Here is a 14,497-nt window from a genome sequence, read left to right as displayed (position 1 = left end):
AGCGTATCGAGCGTGTGCACGACCTCCGACCACGGCCGGTAACCTGGCCGGGTGACAGGCTCGGATGCAACTCCCTCGTTCCGGCTCGCCTACGTCCCCGGGGTGATGCCCGACAAATGGGTGCGCATCTGGAACGAACGGCAGCCCGACGTCCCCCTGACCCTCACGCAGGTACCCCCCGGAGCGGCGGCCGAGCGGCTGCTGGGCGGGGACGCCGACGCGGGCCTCGTCCGTACGCCCGTGGATCGCGAGGTCTTCAGCGCGATCCCCCTCTACACCGAGCAGACGGTCGTCGTCGTGCCCAAGGACCATTTGGTCACCGCCGTCGACGAGGTCGCGCCGGAAGATCTGGCCGACGACATCGTGCTGCACCCCCTCGACGACGTCCTCGACTGGGAGAGCCTCCCCGGGCGGCCGGCGTTCGAACGGCCGGCCACCACCGCCGACGCCGTCGAGCTGGTCGCGGCGGGCATCGGCGTCCTCGTCGTCCCGCTGTCGCTCGCCCGCCTCCACCACCGCAAGGACCTCACCCACCGGCCCCTCAAGGACGCCCCTGAGTCGAGCGTGGCCCTGGCCTGGCCCGAGGACGCGAAGACGGACCTGATCGAGGACTTCATCGGCATCGTCCGCGGCCGCACGGTCAACAGCACCCGGGGCCGTCAGCAGGCCCCCGCCCGGGGCGAGTCCGCGGACGCGGACCGGGGCGGCGCCCGGCGGAAGCCGGCGCCCGGAAAGGCGGCGCCCAATAAGGCGGCGGCCGGGAGGTCCGCCGGGGCGAAGCGCACCGGGAAGAGCGGGCGCGGAGCCGCCAAGAACGACCGGCGCGGCAAGCCCCGCCGCCGTTCGTAGGACCGGGGGACGCGAGCGGACCGCGCCCCCGGGGATGTCGTACCCGGCTCAGCCCGCCGACGGAGACGGTGCCGGTGCGCCGTAGGACGGGTTGGGAGCAACCGTCTGGAAATCCTTCAGCTCCTCGGGGACCGGCAGCACGCGTACCGGCGCACCCTGCTGCGGCGGCGGCGGTGTCGTCTGCTCCTGGGGCAGCTTGGGCGGGGCGGTGATCTGGAAGCTGACCTGCTCCTGGTTGATCAGGCCGGTCTTCTCCAGGACCGTGATGTGGTCGAGAACGGTGTCGTTGGTCGTGTCGGCGAGCTCCCGCACGAGGCTGTTCCGGGTGGTCGCCCGGATCTTGGCGATCGTCGGGAAGATGCCCCCGTGCGCGACGCGCATGATGGTGACGGCCGTCGACTCGAACTCCCTGCCGGTGCTGCCCTCGGCCGTCGCCACGAACTGCTGCTGCTGCGGCGACGCCTCGTTCGGCAGAGTGATGCCCAGGTCCGTCGAGATCTTGCGGCAGCCCGCGTCGAGCCGGCCGTGCCCCACGAGCAGGTGCTTGGAGACCTCCTGCATCTCGGGCGACGTGCTCCGCTCCTTGATCAGCTGCCCCAGCGGATACTCCCACAGTCCGGCCGCGCGCACGCGCACCACGAAGTCGCGGTCCGCCTCGGTCAGCGGACCCCACTGGGTGTTGGCGATGATCCGGTCCTGGCCGGAAGCCGCGTTCTGCATGCCCAGCATGCCCGGGTAGGCGAGCGCGGTCAGTGTAAGGATCAACGCACCGCCCACGAACGCGGTTCCTGCCGTGCTGCGCGAGATGCGCATCGTGCCTCCTGGAATGTCAACCGGCCCAACACCAAGAGGTACGGACGCCAGAGGCGAAACAATCACTCCCGCCGCAAAAAAGTTCGGGCGGGTGGGCGCCCGCCGCGGACGCCGCACACGCCCGGCCGGGCAGGTGGGCGCTCAGGGCTCGTACGAAGCCGCTCCCGCCGTCGCCACCACCTTGTCCCCGTCCGCCCTGCTCAGCAGTTCAGCGGTCACCCATGTGTCCACCGTGGACCGCACCCGCGTCACCAGCGCCCCCTTGTCCCGGAACGGCGCCCCGGCCCAGATCTCGTCCAGCAGCGTGGCGCCGCCGGACCTCGCCGGGCTGGCGACGCCCGAGTCCCGGCGGCCGAACCCGACCTTCGGTTCGGCGCGGTGGAAGTAGGCGTGCGTCGGACCCTCCGTCCCCTCGGCGAAGGGCGCCCACTCGGTCCCGTCCAGCGTCATGCTGAAGCTGAGCCGGACCCCGGCGAGCAGCCTTACCGCACCTCGGCGAAGAACTTCTGGGCGCCCTGCCCGAGGCCCACGTCCTCCAGCCCGAAGGGCCGGACGGTCCAGGCGGACGGGGCGTCGCAGACCGCGGCCGGAGCCGCAGCGGCCCGTACCTGAAGGTGGGGCTGTACCGCGACGCCGGACTGTCCGGCGATCTGTCGCACTGCCTCTCACCGGTGCCGGGCAAGCCGCCCGCGACGGCGGTCGCGGCCTGAAGAAGGGATCGTCTGGAGAGGGGCCGTGCCATGTGTGCTCCTCCACGGGTCCACGGGTCCACGGGTCCACGGGTCCACGGTGCTCACGGGTCATGGAGTGTTCGATATATCTAACGCCGTGCGGATGATCGACCAGACCCTAGGGAGGGGACGCGGGAGCGTCAACGGGTCGGGAGCGGCCAGTTCAGGAAAGGCCGGCCGAGTTCACCAGCCAGTCGTACGCGGATCGTGCCGTGAACTCCCCCTGGCCACCCGGCAGAAGCAGTGCCGCCGTGGCGAACTCCGGTGCGTCCGCCTGTGCCGGGACGTACGGGATCGCGATGCACCGCATGCCGGCCGCGTGCGCGGCGGCGGCGCCCGGGGCGGCGTCCTCCAGTACGACGCAGTCGGACGGGTCCGCGCCGAGCCTGCGCGCCGCCTCCAGGAAGACGTCCGGCGCCGGCTTGCCGTGTGCGACCTCGTCGGCGGAGACCACGGTGTGCAGGTGCGCGTCCAGTCCGGTTCCGGTCAGCACCGCGGCGATGGCCTTGGGGGAGGAGCCGGAGGCCACGGCCATGGGCACGCCCTCGGCCGCCAGCAGTTCGACGAACGTGCGCATCTGCGGGTAGGCGCGCGTGGCGCCGCGGGCCAGTTCCAGATAGCGGCGGTTCTTGGCGGCGACCAGTTCGTCCACCGAGGCGGGCAGGCCGTAGCGGTCCTTCCAGTCCGCGACGGTCTCCTGTGTGCTGATGCCGACGTACCGCTCGTGGTCCGCCCAGGTGAAGTCCGGGACGCCGTGGTCGGCCAGCGTCTGGCGGCCCGCCTCGTAGTAGTTCGGCTCGCTGTCCACGAGGGTTCCGTCGAGATCGAAGATGACCGATATTCCATGGAGCATGCTCATGGGGCCATGCTCTCAAAGATCATCCCCGGGCCGACCGCCCGATCGACTCCACCAGCGGCAGCATCCGCTGCGAGACGCGCTCGCGCAGGGCGACCTCGGTACGGGTGCGCACCACCCCGGGCATGCTGATCAGCTTCTGGACGACGTCCTCCAGATGTGCGTTGTCCCGCGCCACGACCCGGGCCAGCAGATCCCCGCCGCCCGTGATCGAGAACGCCTCCACGATCTCCGGCACCGCCGCCAGCGCGTCACCCACCTCGTCTAGATGCCCCTGGGTGACCTCGATGTGCACGAACGCCAGGACCGGATGCCCGAGCGCGGCGGGGGAGAGGGCCGGGGCCGTGCCGGTGATCACGCCGTCGCGCTCCAGCCGGTCGAGCCGGGCCTGGAGTGTGCCCCGGGCGACGCCGAGGATCCGGGCGTACTCGCGCACGCTCGTGCGCGGCTGCTCCAGCAGCAACCGCAGGATGCGGGTGTCGAGCTCGTCCACGGGCATGACGCGTCCTCCTCGTCCGTTGGCTCTGCCGCGGCCGTCCCCGAGCCCCTCCGGCTGCGCCAATGGCACAGTCTAGAAGAAGCCGGTTGAGCCAGTGGCCCCCAGGATGCTGATATGGACGCGTCGATGGCGCTGCGGACTCCGCGGCGCCTTTTTCATGCGTACTCATGGCCGGTGTTGCGAAAGGGGCGGTAAGCGGTGCTGAAGAGGGTGTTCATGGCTCCGGATCCGGGGCGGACGAGGTTGCGGTTCGGCGCGCGGGCCGTGCTCGGCATCGCGCTCGCGGTCGCCCTGTGCGGCCTCGCCGGGCACTCCCTCGCGGGTGCCGTCACAGGTGGTCTCGCCGCCCTGCTCGCCCTGTTCACCGTCACCGACACCACGGTCCGCGGCCAGGCGGTCACGACCGCGTTGCTGCCCGCCGTCGGCCTGCCGGTACTCACCGCCGCGGCCGAGCTGCACGACCACCCGCTGGCCCGCGACCTCACCTTCCTCGCCGTGGTCGGCGCGGGCGTGTACGCGCGCCGCTGGGGACCGCGCGGGCACAGCCTCGGCGTGTTCGCGTTCATGACCTTCTTCGTCGCGCAGTTCCTGCACGCCACCACCGACCAGCTTCCCCAGCTGTACGCCGCGGTCCTGCTGTCCGTCCTCGCCGCCGCCGCGGTGCGCTTCGGCCTGTGGTGCTACGAGCGCCGCCTGCCGCCGCCCGCCGTGCCCGCACCGCCGGGCGGCACCGGCCTGGCCCGGGTCACCACCCGGCAGGCGATCCAGGCCACCGCCGGGGCCGGCTTCGCGCTCGTCGTGGGTCAGCTGGTGTCCGGGCAGCGCTGGTACTGGGCCGTCGGCGCCACCTGGTGGATCTTCGTCAACACCACCTCGCGCGGCGAGACCCTGGTCCGCGGCTTCCGGCGGCTGCTCGGCACGGTCATCGGCATCGCCCTCGGCCTGCTCGTGGCGGTGCCCGTGCACGGCGACCCGGCGGTCACGGCCGCCCTCGCCGCCGTCTGCGTCTTCGGCATCTTCTACACGGCCGCCGTGTCCTACACCTGGATGATGCTCTGGGTCACCCTCCTCGCCGGCCTGCTCTACGGCCTCCTCGGCGTGCTCGGCCCCGGGCTGCTCGCCCTGCGGCTCGCCGAGACCGGCGTCGGGGCGCTCGGCGCCGCCCTGGCCGTGATCCTCGTCCTGCCCGTCACCACCCACAGCGTCACCGACGCCTGGATCCGGCGGGCCCTGGGCTGTGTGCACGCCTGCGCCGTCGAGACCGCCCGGCGGCTGGCGGGTGCGGCGGACGCCGATCCGGCCCCGCGGGTGGCGGAGCTGGAGCAGCTCCTCGCCCGGGTACGGCTTTCGGTCGCCCCGCTCGTGCACCCGCTGAACCCGATGCTCGGCCGCAAGCGCCGGGCCCGGCACGTGCTCGCCCTCCTCGACGACTGCGCCCGGGAGGTCCGCGGCCTGGTCGCGGTCGCCGCCGACCCGGAGGCCTCCCACGACGCGCGTCTGGCCGTGGCCTGCGGACGGGTGGAGGCCGCCGTCGAGGCCCTCACCGAGGGCAGGGACATCGCGGTCCACGCGGACGGACCACCCCACGCGGAACCGGCCCTGGCCCACCTGCACGGCCTGGAACGCGCCCTGTCCGAACTGGCCCGCCCCCTGCGCACACCGTCGGGCTCGCCTCTGGTGGGCGCCTGACGGAAGCGCCCCGCGAGGCCCGGGCGCAGACGGCGGCGGAGGCGGTTTGTCCGACGGGGCCCGTCCTCCCGCAGTGTGACGGCCGGAGGGGGCGGGACGGGGAGCACCTCTGCCCCGAGCTGACCGGCACTCTGCGCGGGTTGGCGGCGCTCCTTGCGGCGCACTCCCGCCTGGCCCACAGCGGGCCTGGGGTGAGTCGGCCGCTGGATTGTGCACGGGCTGGGCGCCTGGCGGGGTACTCCCGCGTGGCCGCTGCGGGTTTTCGGGTGACTCGGCTGCTCGGCTGTGCACGTGCTTGGGGGCGCCAGGCGAGGCACGTCCGCGCGGCCCGTGGCGGGTTTCGGGTGACTTGACCGCTGGGCTGTGCACGCCGACGCGTCGGCCGCGGGGCATCCGAGCGCCCGGTGGCCGGCCAGCCCCTCCGGCGTGTATGCCGCCGGCTGGTGCACTCTTATGGCCCGCTCCGGGCGTGGCCCGAGCCTGTTCCGGCGGCCCGCTCCGGGCGTGGCCCGAGCCTGCCCCGGCGGGCCGGGCCAACCCGTTCTGCCGGTACCCACCGCGTCCGGCACGGGTCCAGGCGGGCGAAGCACCCTTGACCGCCTGGTCTAGACCTTGCATGATCGGCTGCGCGGTCATTCCGGGCGGCGCGGGTGAGAGGGGACAGCGGTGGCGGACGGCGGGCGGCGGGCGTACATCGGGTCGTTCACGGCGGCCGGCGGCCCCGGTATCGTGACCGCGGAGGTCGACCCCGGCAGCGGCGCGCTGACCGTGCTGAGCAGCGTGAACGCCGTGCAGGACCCCTCCTGCCTGACCCTCGCGCCCGACGGGCGGACGCTCTACGCGGTCAGTGAGACGGCCGACGGCGCGGTGGCCGCGTACCGGGTCGACGGGGACAAACCCGTGCCGGCCGGGCGGCCCGTGCCGGTCAGCGGCAGCGGCCCGACCCACCTCGGCCTGTTCGACGACCACGTCCTGACCGCCAACTACGGCTCCGGCAGCGTCACCGCGGTCCCCGTCCGCCCCGACGGCGCCCTCGCGCGTTCCGCTTCCAGCGTGCTCCGACACAGCGGCGCGGGGCCGCACACTCCCCGCCAACAGGCGCCGCACGCCCATCACGTGCAGCCCGACCCGAGCGGCCGCTGGGCCGTCAGTGTCGACCTCGGCACGGACTCGGTACGGGTGTGCACCCTGACGGACGGCGCCCTGGCCCTGCACCGGGAGACCGCCCTGCGCCCCGGCTCGGGACCGCGCCACCTCGCCTTTCACCCGGACGGCTCGCGGGCGTACGTCGTCAACGAACTGAGCCCGTCCGTCACCGTCTGCCGCTGGGACGCCGCGTCGGGCGTGCTGACGCCGCTGTCCGAGACCCCGGTGCTGCCGGGCGCACCGGCGCGCGACGCCTACCCCTCGGGCATCGTCGCCTCGCCCGACGGCCGCTTCGTCTGGACCGCCACCCGCGGCGAGGACGTCCTGTCCGTGCTCGCCGTCGAAGGCACCGAGGGCGAGGAGCTGCGGCTCGTCACCACGGTCCACTGCGGCGGCCACTGGCCGCGCGCCCTCACCGCCTCCGGCGGCTCCCTGTATGTCGCCAACGAGCGCTCCGGCGACGTGACGTGGTTCGCAGTCGATCCGGTCACGGGCGTCCCGCGACGAGGCGGCTCGATCCGGGTGACGGCGGCCTCGTGCGTGGTCCTCAACTGAGGGCTGAGTGGTGAGGGCTGAGGACCGAGGGCCACGGGACCGAACGCGCCCGCATCCGGCCGGCCCGGGACTCCGCCCATGAGCCCCACCCCCGACGGCGAAGGCCCGCTCCGAACCGGAGCGGGCCTTCGCCGTCGGGGGTGGGGCCTCGCGTCAGCGGGCCGGCGTGCTCTGCGCCTGCTGCGGCGCGATGCCCAGCGCCGTCGTGTACTTGGCCAGGGCGAGTTTGCCGATCGCCGGGTAGGGGCCGAGCGACTCGGCGGCGGAGCAGCCCGCCTCCTTCGCGGCCTCCTCGATCAGACCCGGCTCGATCTCCGGACCGATCAGATACGGCGCCAGCGCCAGCTGCTGCGAGCCCGAGGAGCGCAGCTGCTCGGCGACGGAGGCGATGGAGCCCTCCTGGTCCAGGGCCGCGGCCATCACCGGCACGGCGAGGCGCGCGGCGAGCAGCATGCCGGTGATCCCCGCCGCCTGCACGGCCTCGTCACCGCCCACCGACGCCAGGACGATGCCGTCCGCGGCGGTCGCCACGGTGAACAGCCGGGCGCGGTCGGCACGGGCCAGACCGGCCTCGGACAGCCGCACGTGCAGCGCCTCGGCGAGCAGCGGGTGCGGGCCGAGGACATCGGTCAACTCGGCGGCGACACGGCTCTCCATGAGGGCCTGGCGGACCTGGCGCAGCAGCGCGCTGTCCGGCCCGGCGAGCAGCGGCACGACGACGGCGACGGGACCGTCGGGCATCTTGACGTCCATGCCGGCGGCGCGGGCCTGCTCGAAACGGGCCGTGCGCTTTTCGGCGGTGTGCACGAGCACGGCCTGCAGCGAGGGGAATTCGGCGTTGTCCCCGTCGAGGTAACCGATGCGGGCGTCGAGGCCGGGCAGCTCGGAGCGGGCGATGCTCACGACCTCCTCGGCGAGGCTGCGCGTGGCGCTACTGGGCGTCCCCGGCACGGCGAGGACGAGCGCGGGCGCGCCCTCGGGAGCAACCAGCGGCTCGGGACGGCGATGCCGTCCGGGCTGGCGGGGGCGCGGCATTCGTACAGGCAGGCCATCCGCGGGCCCAGTGGGGGAACTCATGGCGCCGCATGTTACTGGCTTCTCGGGTTCCCCTGTTCGGGGAGGGTGCAGGTGAGCGGTATCCGTCCTGTTTTGTCTGATGAGTTACGTACGGACGGGAAGCGCACGGATCAACCACCCGAACGGGTGGTCACGGACAGCATCGTCCCGTCACTCGGCAGCATGAGCGAACCGCTGCTCAGTCCGGCAGCCATGCGCACCGAGCCGTGCAGGGGATCACCTTCGGCCGGAACCCGTTGCACCTGCGGAAGCCGCCGCTTCAATTCCTCGTCCAGAGGGCCGAGCAACGGCTCGCCCAGCTTGAACAGGCCGCCGGTGACGGCGATGCACGACGCGCCGCCGGAGGGGCACACGGCCGCCGCGGAGTCGGCCATGTGCCGGGCGGCCGCACGCAGGATGCCCGCCGCGACGGGGTCCTCGTCCGCGCAGGCGGCCACGCGGGGCGCGAACGAGGCGAGCACGGCCGGCCGGTCGGGTCGGGGATACAGCGCTCCGGGCAGCCCTGCCACGGGCCCGAACACCTCCTCGGCGCAGGCCAGCAGCCCCGCAGAGCCGCCCTCACGCCCGTCGTGGGCGCGCAGCGCGGCCTCGAGACCGGCCCGCCCGATCCACGCACCGCCTCCGCAGTCGCCGAGCAGATGCCCCCAGCCGTCAGCCCGCCGCCAGCCGGTGAGATCGGTGCCGATCGCGATCAGTCCGGTCCCGCCGGCGATCACGGCACCGGGGCGTGGCCCGAGGGCACCCACATACGCGGTCACGGCGTCGGCGGCCAGTGCGACCCTGTGCACGCCCCACTCCCGGGCCAGGGCGCCCGGCAGTTCGGCGCGCAGCCCGTCCCCCAGCGAGGCCAGCCCGGTCGCGCCGACGACGACGGTGGTCAGCGGCACCGCCCCCGCCTCGGCGGTCAACGCGCGCACCAACGGCACGAGTCGCGCCATGAAGTGTTCGGGGTCGATGCCCCGCTCGCCGGTGCGGACCGGCTCACGGGATTCCCGCCGGGCGAGCGGACCGCGCTCGGCGGTCCCCACCACGGCCCGGAGCCCGGAACCGCCGGAGTCCACGGCGAGGAACCCGGAACCCTCCGACACCCCGGTCACGGCAGGCGCCAGTCCACCGGTTGGCCGCCCTGGCGGATCAGCAGGTCGTTGGCCCGGCTGAACGGACGGGAGCCGAAGAAGCCCCGGTCGGCCGACATGGGGGAGGGGTGGGCGGATTCGACGCAGGGCAGATCGCCGAGGAGCGGGCGCAGATCGCGGGCGTCACGGCCCCACAGGATGGACACCAGCGGCTTGCCGCGCCCCGCCAGGGCCCGGATCGCCTGCTCCGTGACCTCCTCCCAGCCCTTGCCGCGGTGTGCGGCGGGCTTGCGCGGGGCGGTGGTCAGGGCTCTGTTGAGCAGCAGTACGCCCTGCTGCGTCCACGGCGTCAGGTCACCGTTGGACGGCTGGGGGAGCCCCAGGTCGGCGTTCAGCTCGCGGTAGATGTTGATGAGGCTGCCGGGCAGCGGCCGCACCTCGGGCGCGACCGAGAACGACAGCCCCACCGCGTGCCCCGGAGTCGGGTACGGGTCCTGACCGACGATCAGGACGCGTACGTCGTCGAAGGGCTGCTGGAAGGCCCGCAGGACGTTCGCCCCGGCCGGGAGGTAGGTGCGTCCGGCGGCGATCTCCGCGCGGAGGAAGTCCCCCATCGCGGCGACGCGTTCGGCCACCGGTTCCAGGGCCTTCGCCCAGCCCGCTTCGACGATTTCATGCAAGGGTCGTGGTGCCACGGGCGTCACCCTACTGCCGTACGGGCAGCGGCGATCAACCGGTGGCCAACGCCTGTGCGCACGCTCGCCCCCCGCCCCGTCCGCGCCTCAGCCGACGAGCGCGGCACGCACGCACAGCACGTCCGGCAGATGCGAGGCGAGCTGCTGCCAGCTGTCGCCGTCGTCCGCCGACGCGAACACCTCGCCGTTGCGGTTGCCGAAGTAGACGCCCGCCGGGTCGGCGTCGTCGGTGCACATCGCGTCGCGCAGCACCGTGCCGTAGTGGTCCTTCTGGGGCAGCCCCGCGGAGAGCGGCTCCCAGCTCTTGCCTGCGTCCGCCGTCCGGTAGACGCGGCACCGGTGGTCGGCCGGGACCCGGTCGGCGTCGGCGTTGATCGGGAACACGTACGCCGTGTCGCCTCTGTGCGGATGCGCCGCCACCGCGAACCCGAACGTGGACGGCAGGCCCTCGCCGATGTCCGTCCAGTGCGCGCCCGCGTCGTCACTGCGGTACACCCCCCAGTGGTTCTGCAGATACAGCCGGTCCGGGGTGGCACCGTCCCGCGTGACCTTGTGCACGCACTGGCCGAACTCGGGGTTCGGGTCGGGCAGGAACACCGCCGAGACACCCGAGTTGGAAGGCGCCCAGCTCGCGCCGCCGTCCAGCGTGCGGAACACGCCGGCGGTCGAGACGGCGACCGTCACCGCCTTCGGGTCGCGCGCGTCGGTGAGCACGGTGTGCAGGCCCTCACCGCCACCGCCCGGCACCCACTTCGACCGCGTGGGGTGCTCCCACAGCGGCCGGACCAGCTCGAACGTCTCCCCGCGGTCCTCCGAGCGGTACAGCGCCGCCGGTTCGGTGCCCGCGTACACCACGTCCGGCTCGGCGGCGGCCGGGTGCAGCTGCCACACCCGCTCCAGGGACGCCCCGGTGTCCTTGGGGAACTTGACCGCCGGGCGGGCCGGTTCGGTCCAGGTCCGGCCGAGATCGTCGGAGTGGAACACCGACGGGCCCCAGTGCGCGCTGTCGCCGCCCACCAGCAGCCGCGGGGTGCCGGTCCGGGTGTCGATGGCGACCGAGTACACGGCCTGCGCGTTGAAGTAGGGGCTCTCGTCGAACTCCCAGGCGCCACCACCTCGACGGCGCCCGATGAACAGGCCTTTGCGCGTGCCCACGGCGAGCAGTACCTCGGTCATGCCGATCACCTCCGCGGCGTCGTCCTTGACGCCTTCGTCCCGAACACCGGCCAGTCTGCACCCGACCACTGACAGTCACCTCCGGAAAGGGGTCCGGCGCAGGTCAGCGGGGGTGTCGACGCTGTGGGCGCGGTCTCCCGCGGGCCGCACCCGCAGGGCACCGGCCCGTGGGGAGCGTCACGTCGGGTAGGTGCACTGAGCATCCAGGCGCCGCCGTCCGTATGGGGAGGGCGGCGGGATGGTCGTGGGCTCGTGAGGAGGAGGCCTTCGATGGCGTTACGTGGTCCGAGGGTGTGGCTGTGGCGCTGGCGGCGCAATCCGCTCAGGCGCCGCGCCGACAGGGTGGAGGCCTGGGTCGTCCTGGGCGTGTGGCTGCTCACCCTCTTCGTCGGGGTGCTGGCCGGGACGGCGGTGAGCCGCTCCGTGGAGGACGGGCTGGCCCGGGAACGGGCCGAACGGCGCCCGCTCGTGGCACGGCTCGCCGAGCGCGCTCCCGGGACGGCCTCCGAGAACGGCCACGTGTCCCGGGCCGAGCAGGTGTGGGCCACGGCGCGGTGGACCGCCGCGGACGGCGCCGAGCACTCCGGCCAGCTGCGGGTTCCGGCGGGCAGCGCCGCCGGCGCCCCGGTCACCGTGTGGACGGACCCCGAGGGCCGCCAGGTCACCCGGCCCGTCACCGAGCCCCAGGCCCGCGTACGGGCCTCCCTGATCGGCGGCGTGTCGGGCCTGTGCGCCGCTGTCGTCCCGCTGGGTGCCGGCCGAGGCCTCCGCCGCCGCCTGGAGCGCCGCCGCCTCGACCAGTGGGACGTGGAGTGGTCCCGCTTCGGCCCGATGTGGGGGCGTACGGCCGGGTGAGGCCTACGGGTGCCCCTGCCCGGCCAGCGCCTCCCGGCACGTCCGCAGCAACGCCAGGTCCTCGCCTATGCGATGGCCGCCGGAGTCGCTGCGATGCCGCCGGGGGGCGGCGAGCTCCGCCCGGATCACGTCATGCAGGGGTGCTCCAGCGGGCCCCAGCGCCGAGACGCACTGCGCGATGGTTGTGCGCGTGCGGGGGTGTTCCACCCATGCGGAGCGCAGGACAGGGAGGAACCCCTCCGGTTCCCCGGCCGTGCGCCACACCGCGCACGCGGCCGTGGCCCGCGTCCACGCGTCGCCGGAAGCGGCCATCTCGCGCAGCCCGGGCAGGGCCGGACGCGCCGCCGCGCCCAACCGCCCCAGAACGGCCGCGGCATGGGGTCGCTGACCGCTCCCGGGGTCCGACAGCTCCCGCAGCAGTACGGGCAGCACGGCGGTGGCGTCGCCCGTGACCGACCACAGCGCGTCGGCCGCCGTGACCGCGCTGTCGGTCCCCAGCAGCCCGCGCAGCTCCGGTATCGCTTCGCGCGCCGCTCCGCCGAGCACGCCGAGGGCACGGACCGCCGCCGCGGTGACGGCATCGCGCTGCCGCACACCGTCCGGCATGCCCCGCAGCAGACGCAGCACCGCGGGCACGGACTCGACGTCGCCCAGAGCGGCGAGGGCCGACAGCAGGGGAACGGCCCGCTCGCGCACGTCGGACGCGTCGAGCGGCACCCGGGCGAGCCGTCGCCGCAGCGCCGGGGCGAGCGGAACGGCCGCGCCGCCCAAGTGGGGTATCACCAGCCCCAGATCGTTCGGGACGACCGGGCCCGCCAGCACCTCCGCCAGCAGCGGCACGGCCCGCGCGTCCCCGGCACCAGCCAGTGCCCTGAGCGGGCCCCCCAGGGCCGGCGCCCCCCGCTCTGCGTGCCGTATCCGGAGCTCGGGACGGTATGTCACCAGCACGTGGAGAGGGCCGGCGGCGGGCGCGGCCAGTGCGAGGAGCTCCACCAGGACGGCGACCGCCGCGTCGTGCAACCTGCCCTCCTTCGAGTCCAGTTGATTGCCGATGAGGACGACCGGCTCCGCATGGCCGGTACGCCACTCACGGATCAGCCCGGCCGACATCCACACGCCGTTGCACCGGTCGAGGGGATCCGGGCTGGTCAACTGCCCGCACAGCAGGGCGACCCGGTCGGGCACCCGGCTGCCGAGCGCCGCGTGCAGGGTCCGCAGCAGCCGGGCCCCCTCCTCGTCCGAGGGGCGCAGCCGCCGCAGCCGGCCGGCGAGTGTGTCCGGGCCGGAACCGTCGTACGGGTGCCCCGCTCGGCCCCGCTGCTCGGATCTGTCCCTGAGCAGGCGGACGACGGTCGGTACGAGATCGGCGGGGAGCCGGTCCTCGGCACACCCCGCGAGCTGACCGAGCGCGGCGAGCCTCAGGCCGGGGCCGTGAGGGGACCCGCTCAGCTCGGTCAGCAGGCGCACCGCCTCGGCGGTGTGGGCGGCATCGGCCGGGCGGTACCGCCGCGCGAACAGGCCGAGGCTCTCCGCCAGGGCGAGCAGCACCCGCTCGTCCCGCTCCACGGTGATCCGCTCCCGCACCAGGTCGAGCACGCGCGCCGGCCGGTCGAGGAACCGCACCAGCGCCCCTGCGGCTGCCCGGCGCACGCCGGGGTCCGCGTCCCCCGCGAGCCGTTCGAAGACGTCCCCACGCGCCCGCAGGGCGTCCCGGGCGCTCGCCGCGGGACCATCGGGGGCGCCGTCGAAGTCACCGATGCTGACGAGAAGGTCCACCACCTCCGCCCGGTCCCGCACCTCCTCACGGCCGACGAGCGCGAGGAGAAACGGAACACAGGCGAGTGTCGAGTCGTAGACCCCGCCCTGGTGGTGCACCGCGCCGTACATCCCGTCGAGCGCGGTCTGTCGCTCGACCGGGTCGGCGGAGGCCAGTCCCCGCAGTAGTCCCGGCACGTCCTCCGCGCTGCCGTACGCATGGCGCAGCGAGGCCCAGTCGACCTCGTCGATCCCCCTGAACACGGTGTCCTCCCCCAGGCGAACTGCCAACTGACGGGGAGTCTGCACCACGGCACCGACAACGAAGCGGAATCGGGCGATGACGGTGCGCGAACTGTGCGCACGATGGCTTGAGTTCGGGTCGGCCCGGCCCCGGCGCGCCGACCCGGCCGACCCACCCGGGGCCCGCGAAGCCGCCCGGCGTCAGCCCTCCCCGCGCCCCAGCCCGCACCGCCCGGCAACGCCCGCTCCACGATCGCGTCCAGGCCCGCCGACTCCGGCAGCGTCCCGAACGCGTGCCCCCAGTCGCCCCCGAGTCGCGTCGCGCAGAACGCCTCGGCGACCGCCGGCGGGGCGTGCCGGACGAGGAGGGAGGCCCGGAGGGCCGGCGCCATCTGCTCCACGAGGCGCCGTGCCGTCGTGGGAGACGGACAGCCCCGTGCGCGCGGGTGCGCGGTACCTGACGCGGACGGCCGTGCGCAGCG

At 74.2% G+C, this 14,497-nt stretch carries 13 protein-coding genes and 2 pseudogenes; 4 read left to right on the top strand and 11 right to left on the bottom strand.

What is annotated here, in order from left to right:
- Positions 1 to 51 precede the first annotated feature (51 nt).
- Complete coding sequence (locus tag HDC93_RS18105; protein WP_185011943.1) at positions 52 to 849, top strand: LysR family transcriptional regulator substrate-binding protein; 798 nt, start codon at positions 52 to 54, stop codon at positions 847 to 849.
- Positions 850 to 897: 48 nt separating this feature from the next.
- Here HDC93_RS18105 and HDC93_RS18100 read toward each other — a convergent pair whose 3' ends face one another.
- From HDC93_RS18100 to HDC93_RS18080, 5 genes and pseudogenes are all read right to left on the bottom strand, one after another.
- Complete coding sequence (locus HDC93_RS18100; RefSeq protein ID WP_185011942.1) at positions 898 to 1,662, bottom strand: DUF4142 domain-containing protein; 765 nt, start codon at positions 1,660 to 1,662, stop codon at positions 898 to 900.
- A 141-nt stretch (positions 1,663 to 1,803) separates the two neighbouring features.
- Positions 1,804 to 2,109: pseudogene (locus HDC93_RS18095) on the bottom strand (glycosylase); the annotation flags it as partial.
- A gap of 35 nt (positions 2,110 to 2,144) precedes the next feature.
- Complete coding sequence (locus HDC93_RS18090; RefSeq protein WP_185011941.1) at positions 2,145 to 2,321, bottom strand: hypothetical protein; 177 nt, start codon at positions 2,319 to 2,321, stop codon at positions 2,145 to 2,147.
- Between the two features lie 235 nt (positions 2,322 to 2,556).
- A complete protein-coding gene (locus tag HDC93_RS18085) occupies positions 2,557 to 3,252 on the bottom strand; it encodes an HAD family phosphatase (protein WP_185011940.1) in 696 nt (231 codons plus the stop codon).
- A gap of 19 nt (positions 3,253 to 3,271) precedes the next feature.
- Complete coding sequence (locus tag HDC93_RS18080; RefSeq protein ID WP_185011939.1) at positions 3,272 to 3,748, bottom strand: Lrp/AsnC family transcriptional regulator; 477 nt, start codon at positions 3,746 to 3,748, stop codon at positions 3,272 to 3,274.
- Between the two features lie 198 nt (positions 3,749 to 3,946).
- Between HDC93_RS18080 and HDC93_RS18075 the strand changes: the two genes are divergently transcribed.
- Entirely contained in the window at positions 3,947 to 5,437 is a 1,491-nt protein-coding gene (locus HDC93_RS18075) for an FUSC family protein (RefSeq protein WP_185011938.1), read from the top strand.
- A gap of 666 nt (positions 5,438 to 6,103) precedes the next feature.
- Positions 6,104 to 7,138, top strand: a complete 1,035-nt coding sequence (locus HDC93_RS18070; protein WP_185011937.1) for a lactonase family protein — start codon at positions 6,104 to 6,106, stop codon at positions 7,136 to 7,138.
- Between the two features lie 153 nt (positions 7,139 to 7,291).
- On the opposite strand, the gene HDC93_RS18065 is transcribed toward HDC93_RS18070, so the two are convergent.
- The 4 genes from HDC93_RS18065 to HDC93_RS18050 form a co-directional block, all read right to left on the bottom strand.
- On the bottom strand, positions 7,292 to 8,215 hold the full coding sequence (locus tag HDC93_RS18065) for a sirohydrochlorin chelatase (RefSeq protein ID WP_185011936.1): 924 nt from the start codon (positions 8,213 to 8,215) through the stop codon (positions 7,292 to 7,294).
- A 110-nt stretch (positions 8,216 to 8,325) separates the two neighbouring features.
- Positions 8,326 to 9,312 carry a BadF/BadG/BcrA/BcrD ATPase family protein gene (locus tag HDC93_RS18060; RefSeq protein WP_185011935.1) on the bottom strand — a complete coding sequence of 329 codons (987 nt, stop codon included), beginning with the start codon at positions 9,310 to 9,312 and terminating at the stop codon, positions 8,326 to 8,328.
- On the bottom strand, positions 9,309 to 9,986 hold the full coding sequence (locus tag HDC93_RS18055; RefSeq protein WP_185011934.1) for a uracil-DNA glycosylase: 678 nt from the start codon (positions 9,984 to 9,986) through the stop codon (positions 9,309 to 9,311). Before HDC93_RS18055 ends, HDC93_RS18060 begins: the two co-directional genes overlap by 4 nt.
- 87 nt (positions 9,987 to 10,073) lie before the next feature.
- The gene (locus tag HDC93_RS18050; RefSeq protein WP_185011933.1) at positions 10,074 to 11,231 is read right to left on the bottom strand and encodes a sialidase family protein; all 1,158 of its coding nucleotides are present in this window, start codon (positions 11,229 to 11,231) and stop codon (positions 10,074 to 10,076) included.
- 201 nt (positions 11,232 to 11,432) lie between these two features.
- On the opposite strand from HDC93_RS18050, the gene HDC93_RS18045 reads away from it, so the two are divergent.
- Positions 11,433 to 12,017 (top strand): hypothetical protein, encoded by a 585-nt coding sequence (locus tag HDC93_RS18045; protein WP_185011932.1) that lies wholly within the window; start codon positions 11,433 to 11,435, stop codon positions 12,015 to 12,017.
- 3 nt (positions 12,018 to 12,020) lie between these two features.
- Here HDC93_RS18045 and HDC93_RS18040 read toward each other — a convergent pair whose 3' ends face one another.
- Both HDC93_RS18040 and HDC93_RS38465 read right to left on the bottom strand, forming a co-directional pair.
- Positions 12,021 to 14,036, bottom strand: coding sequence for a HEAT repeat domain-containing protein (locus HDC93_RS18040; protein ID WP_185011931.1), 2,016 nt, complete (start codon positions 14,034 to 14,036; stop codon positions 12,021 to 12,023).
- A gap of 209 nt (positions 14,037 to 14,245) precedes the next feature.
- Positions 14,246 to 14,440: pseudogene (locus tag HDC93_RS38465) on the bottom strand (DNA alkylation response protein); the annotation flags it as partial.
- Between the last annotated feature and the right edge of the window lie 57 nt (positions 14,441 to 14,497).

The organism is Streptomyces sp. AK010, from assembly GCF_014207295.1.
GTDB lineage: Bacteria > Actinomycetota > Actinomycetes > Streptomycetales > Streptomycetaceae > Streptomyces > Streptomyces massasporeus.
This window is presented reverse-complemented; position numbering and strand designations above follow the sequence as displayed.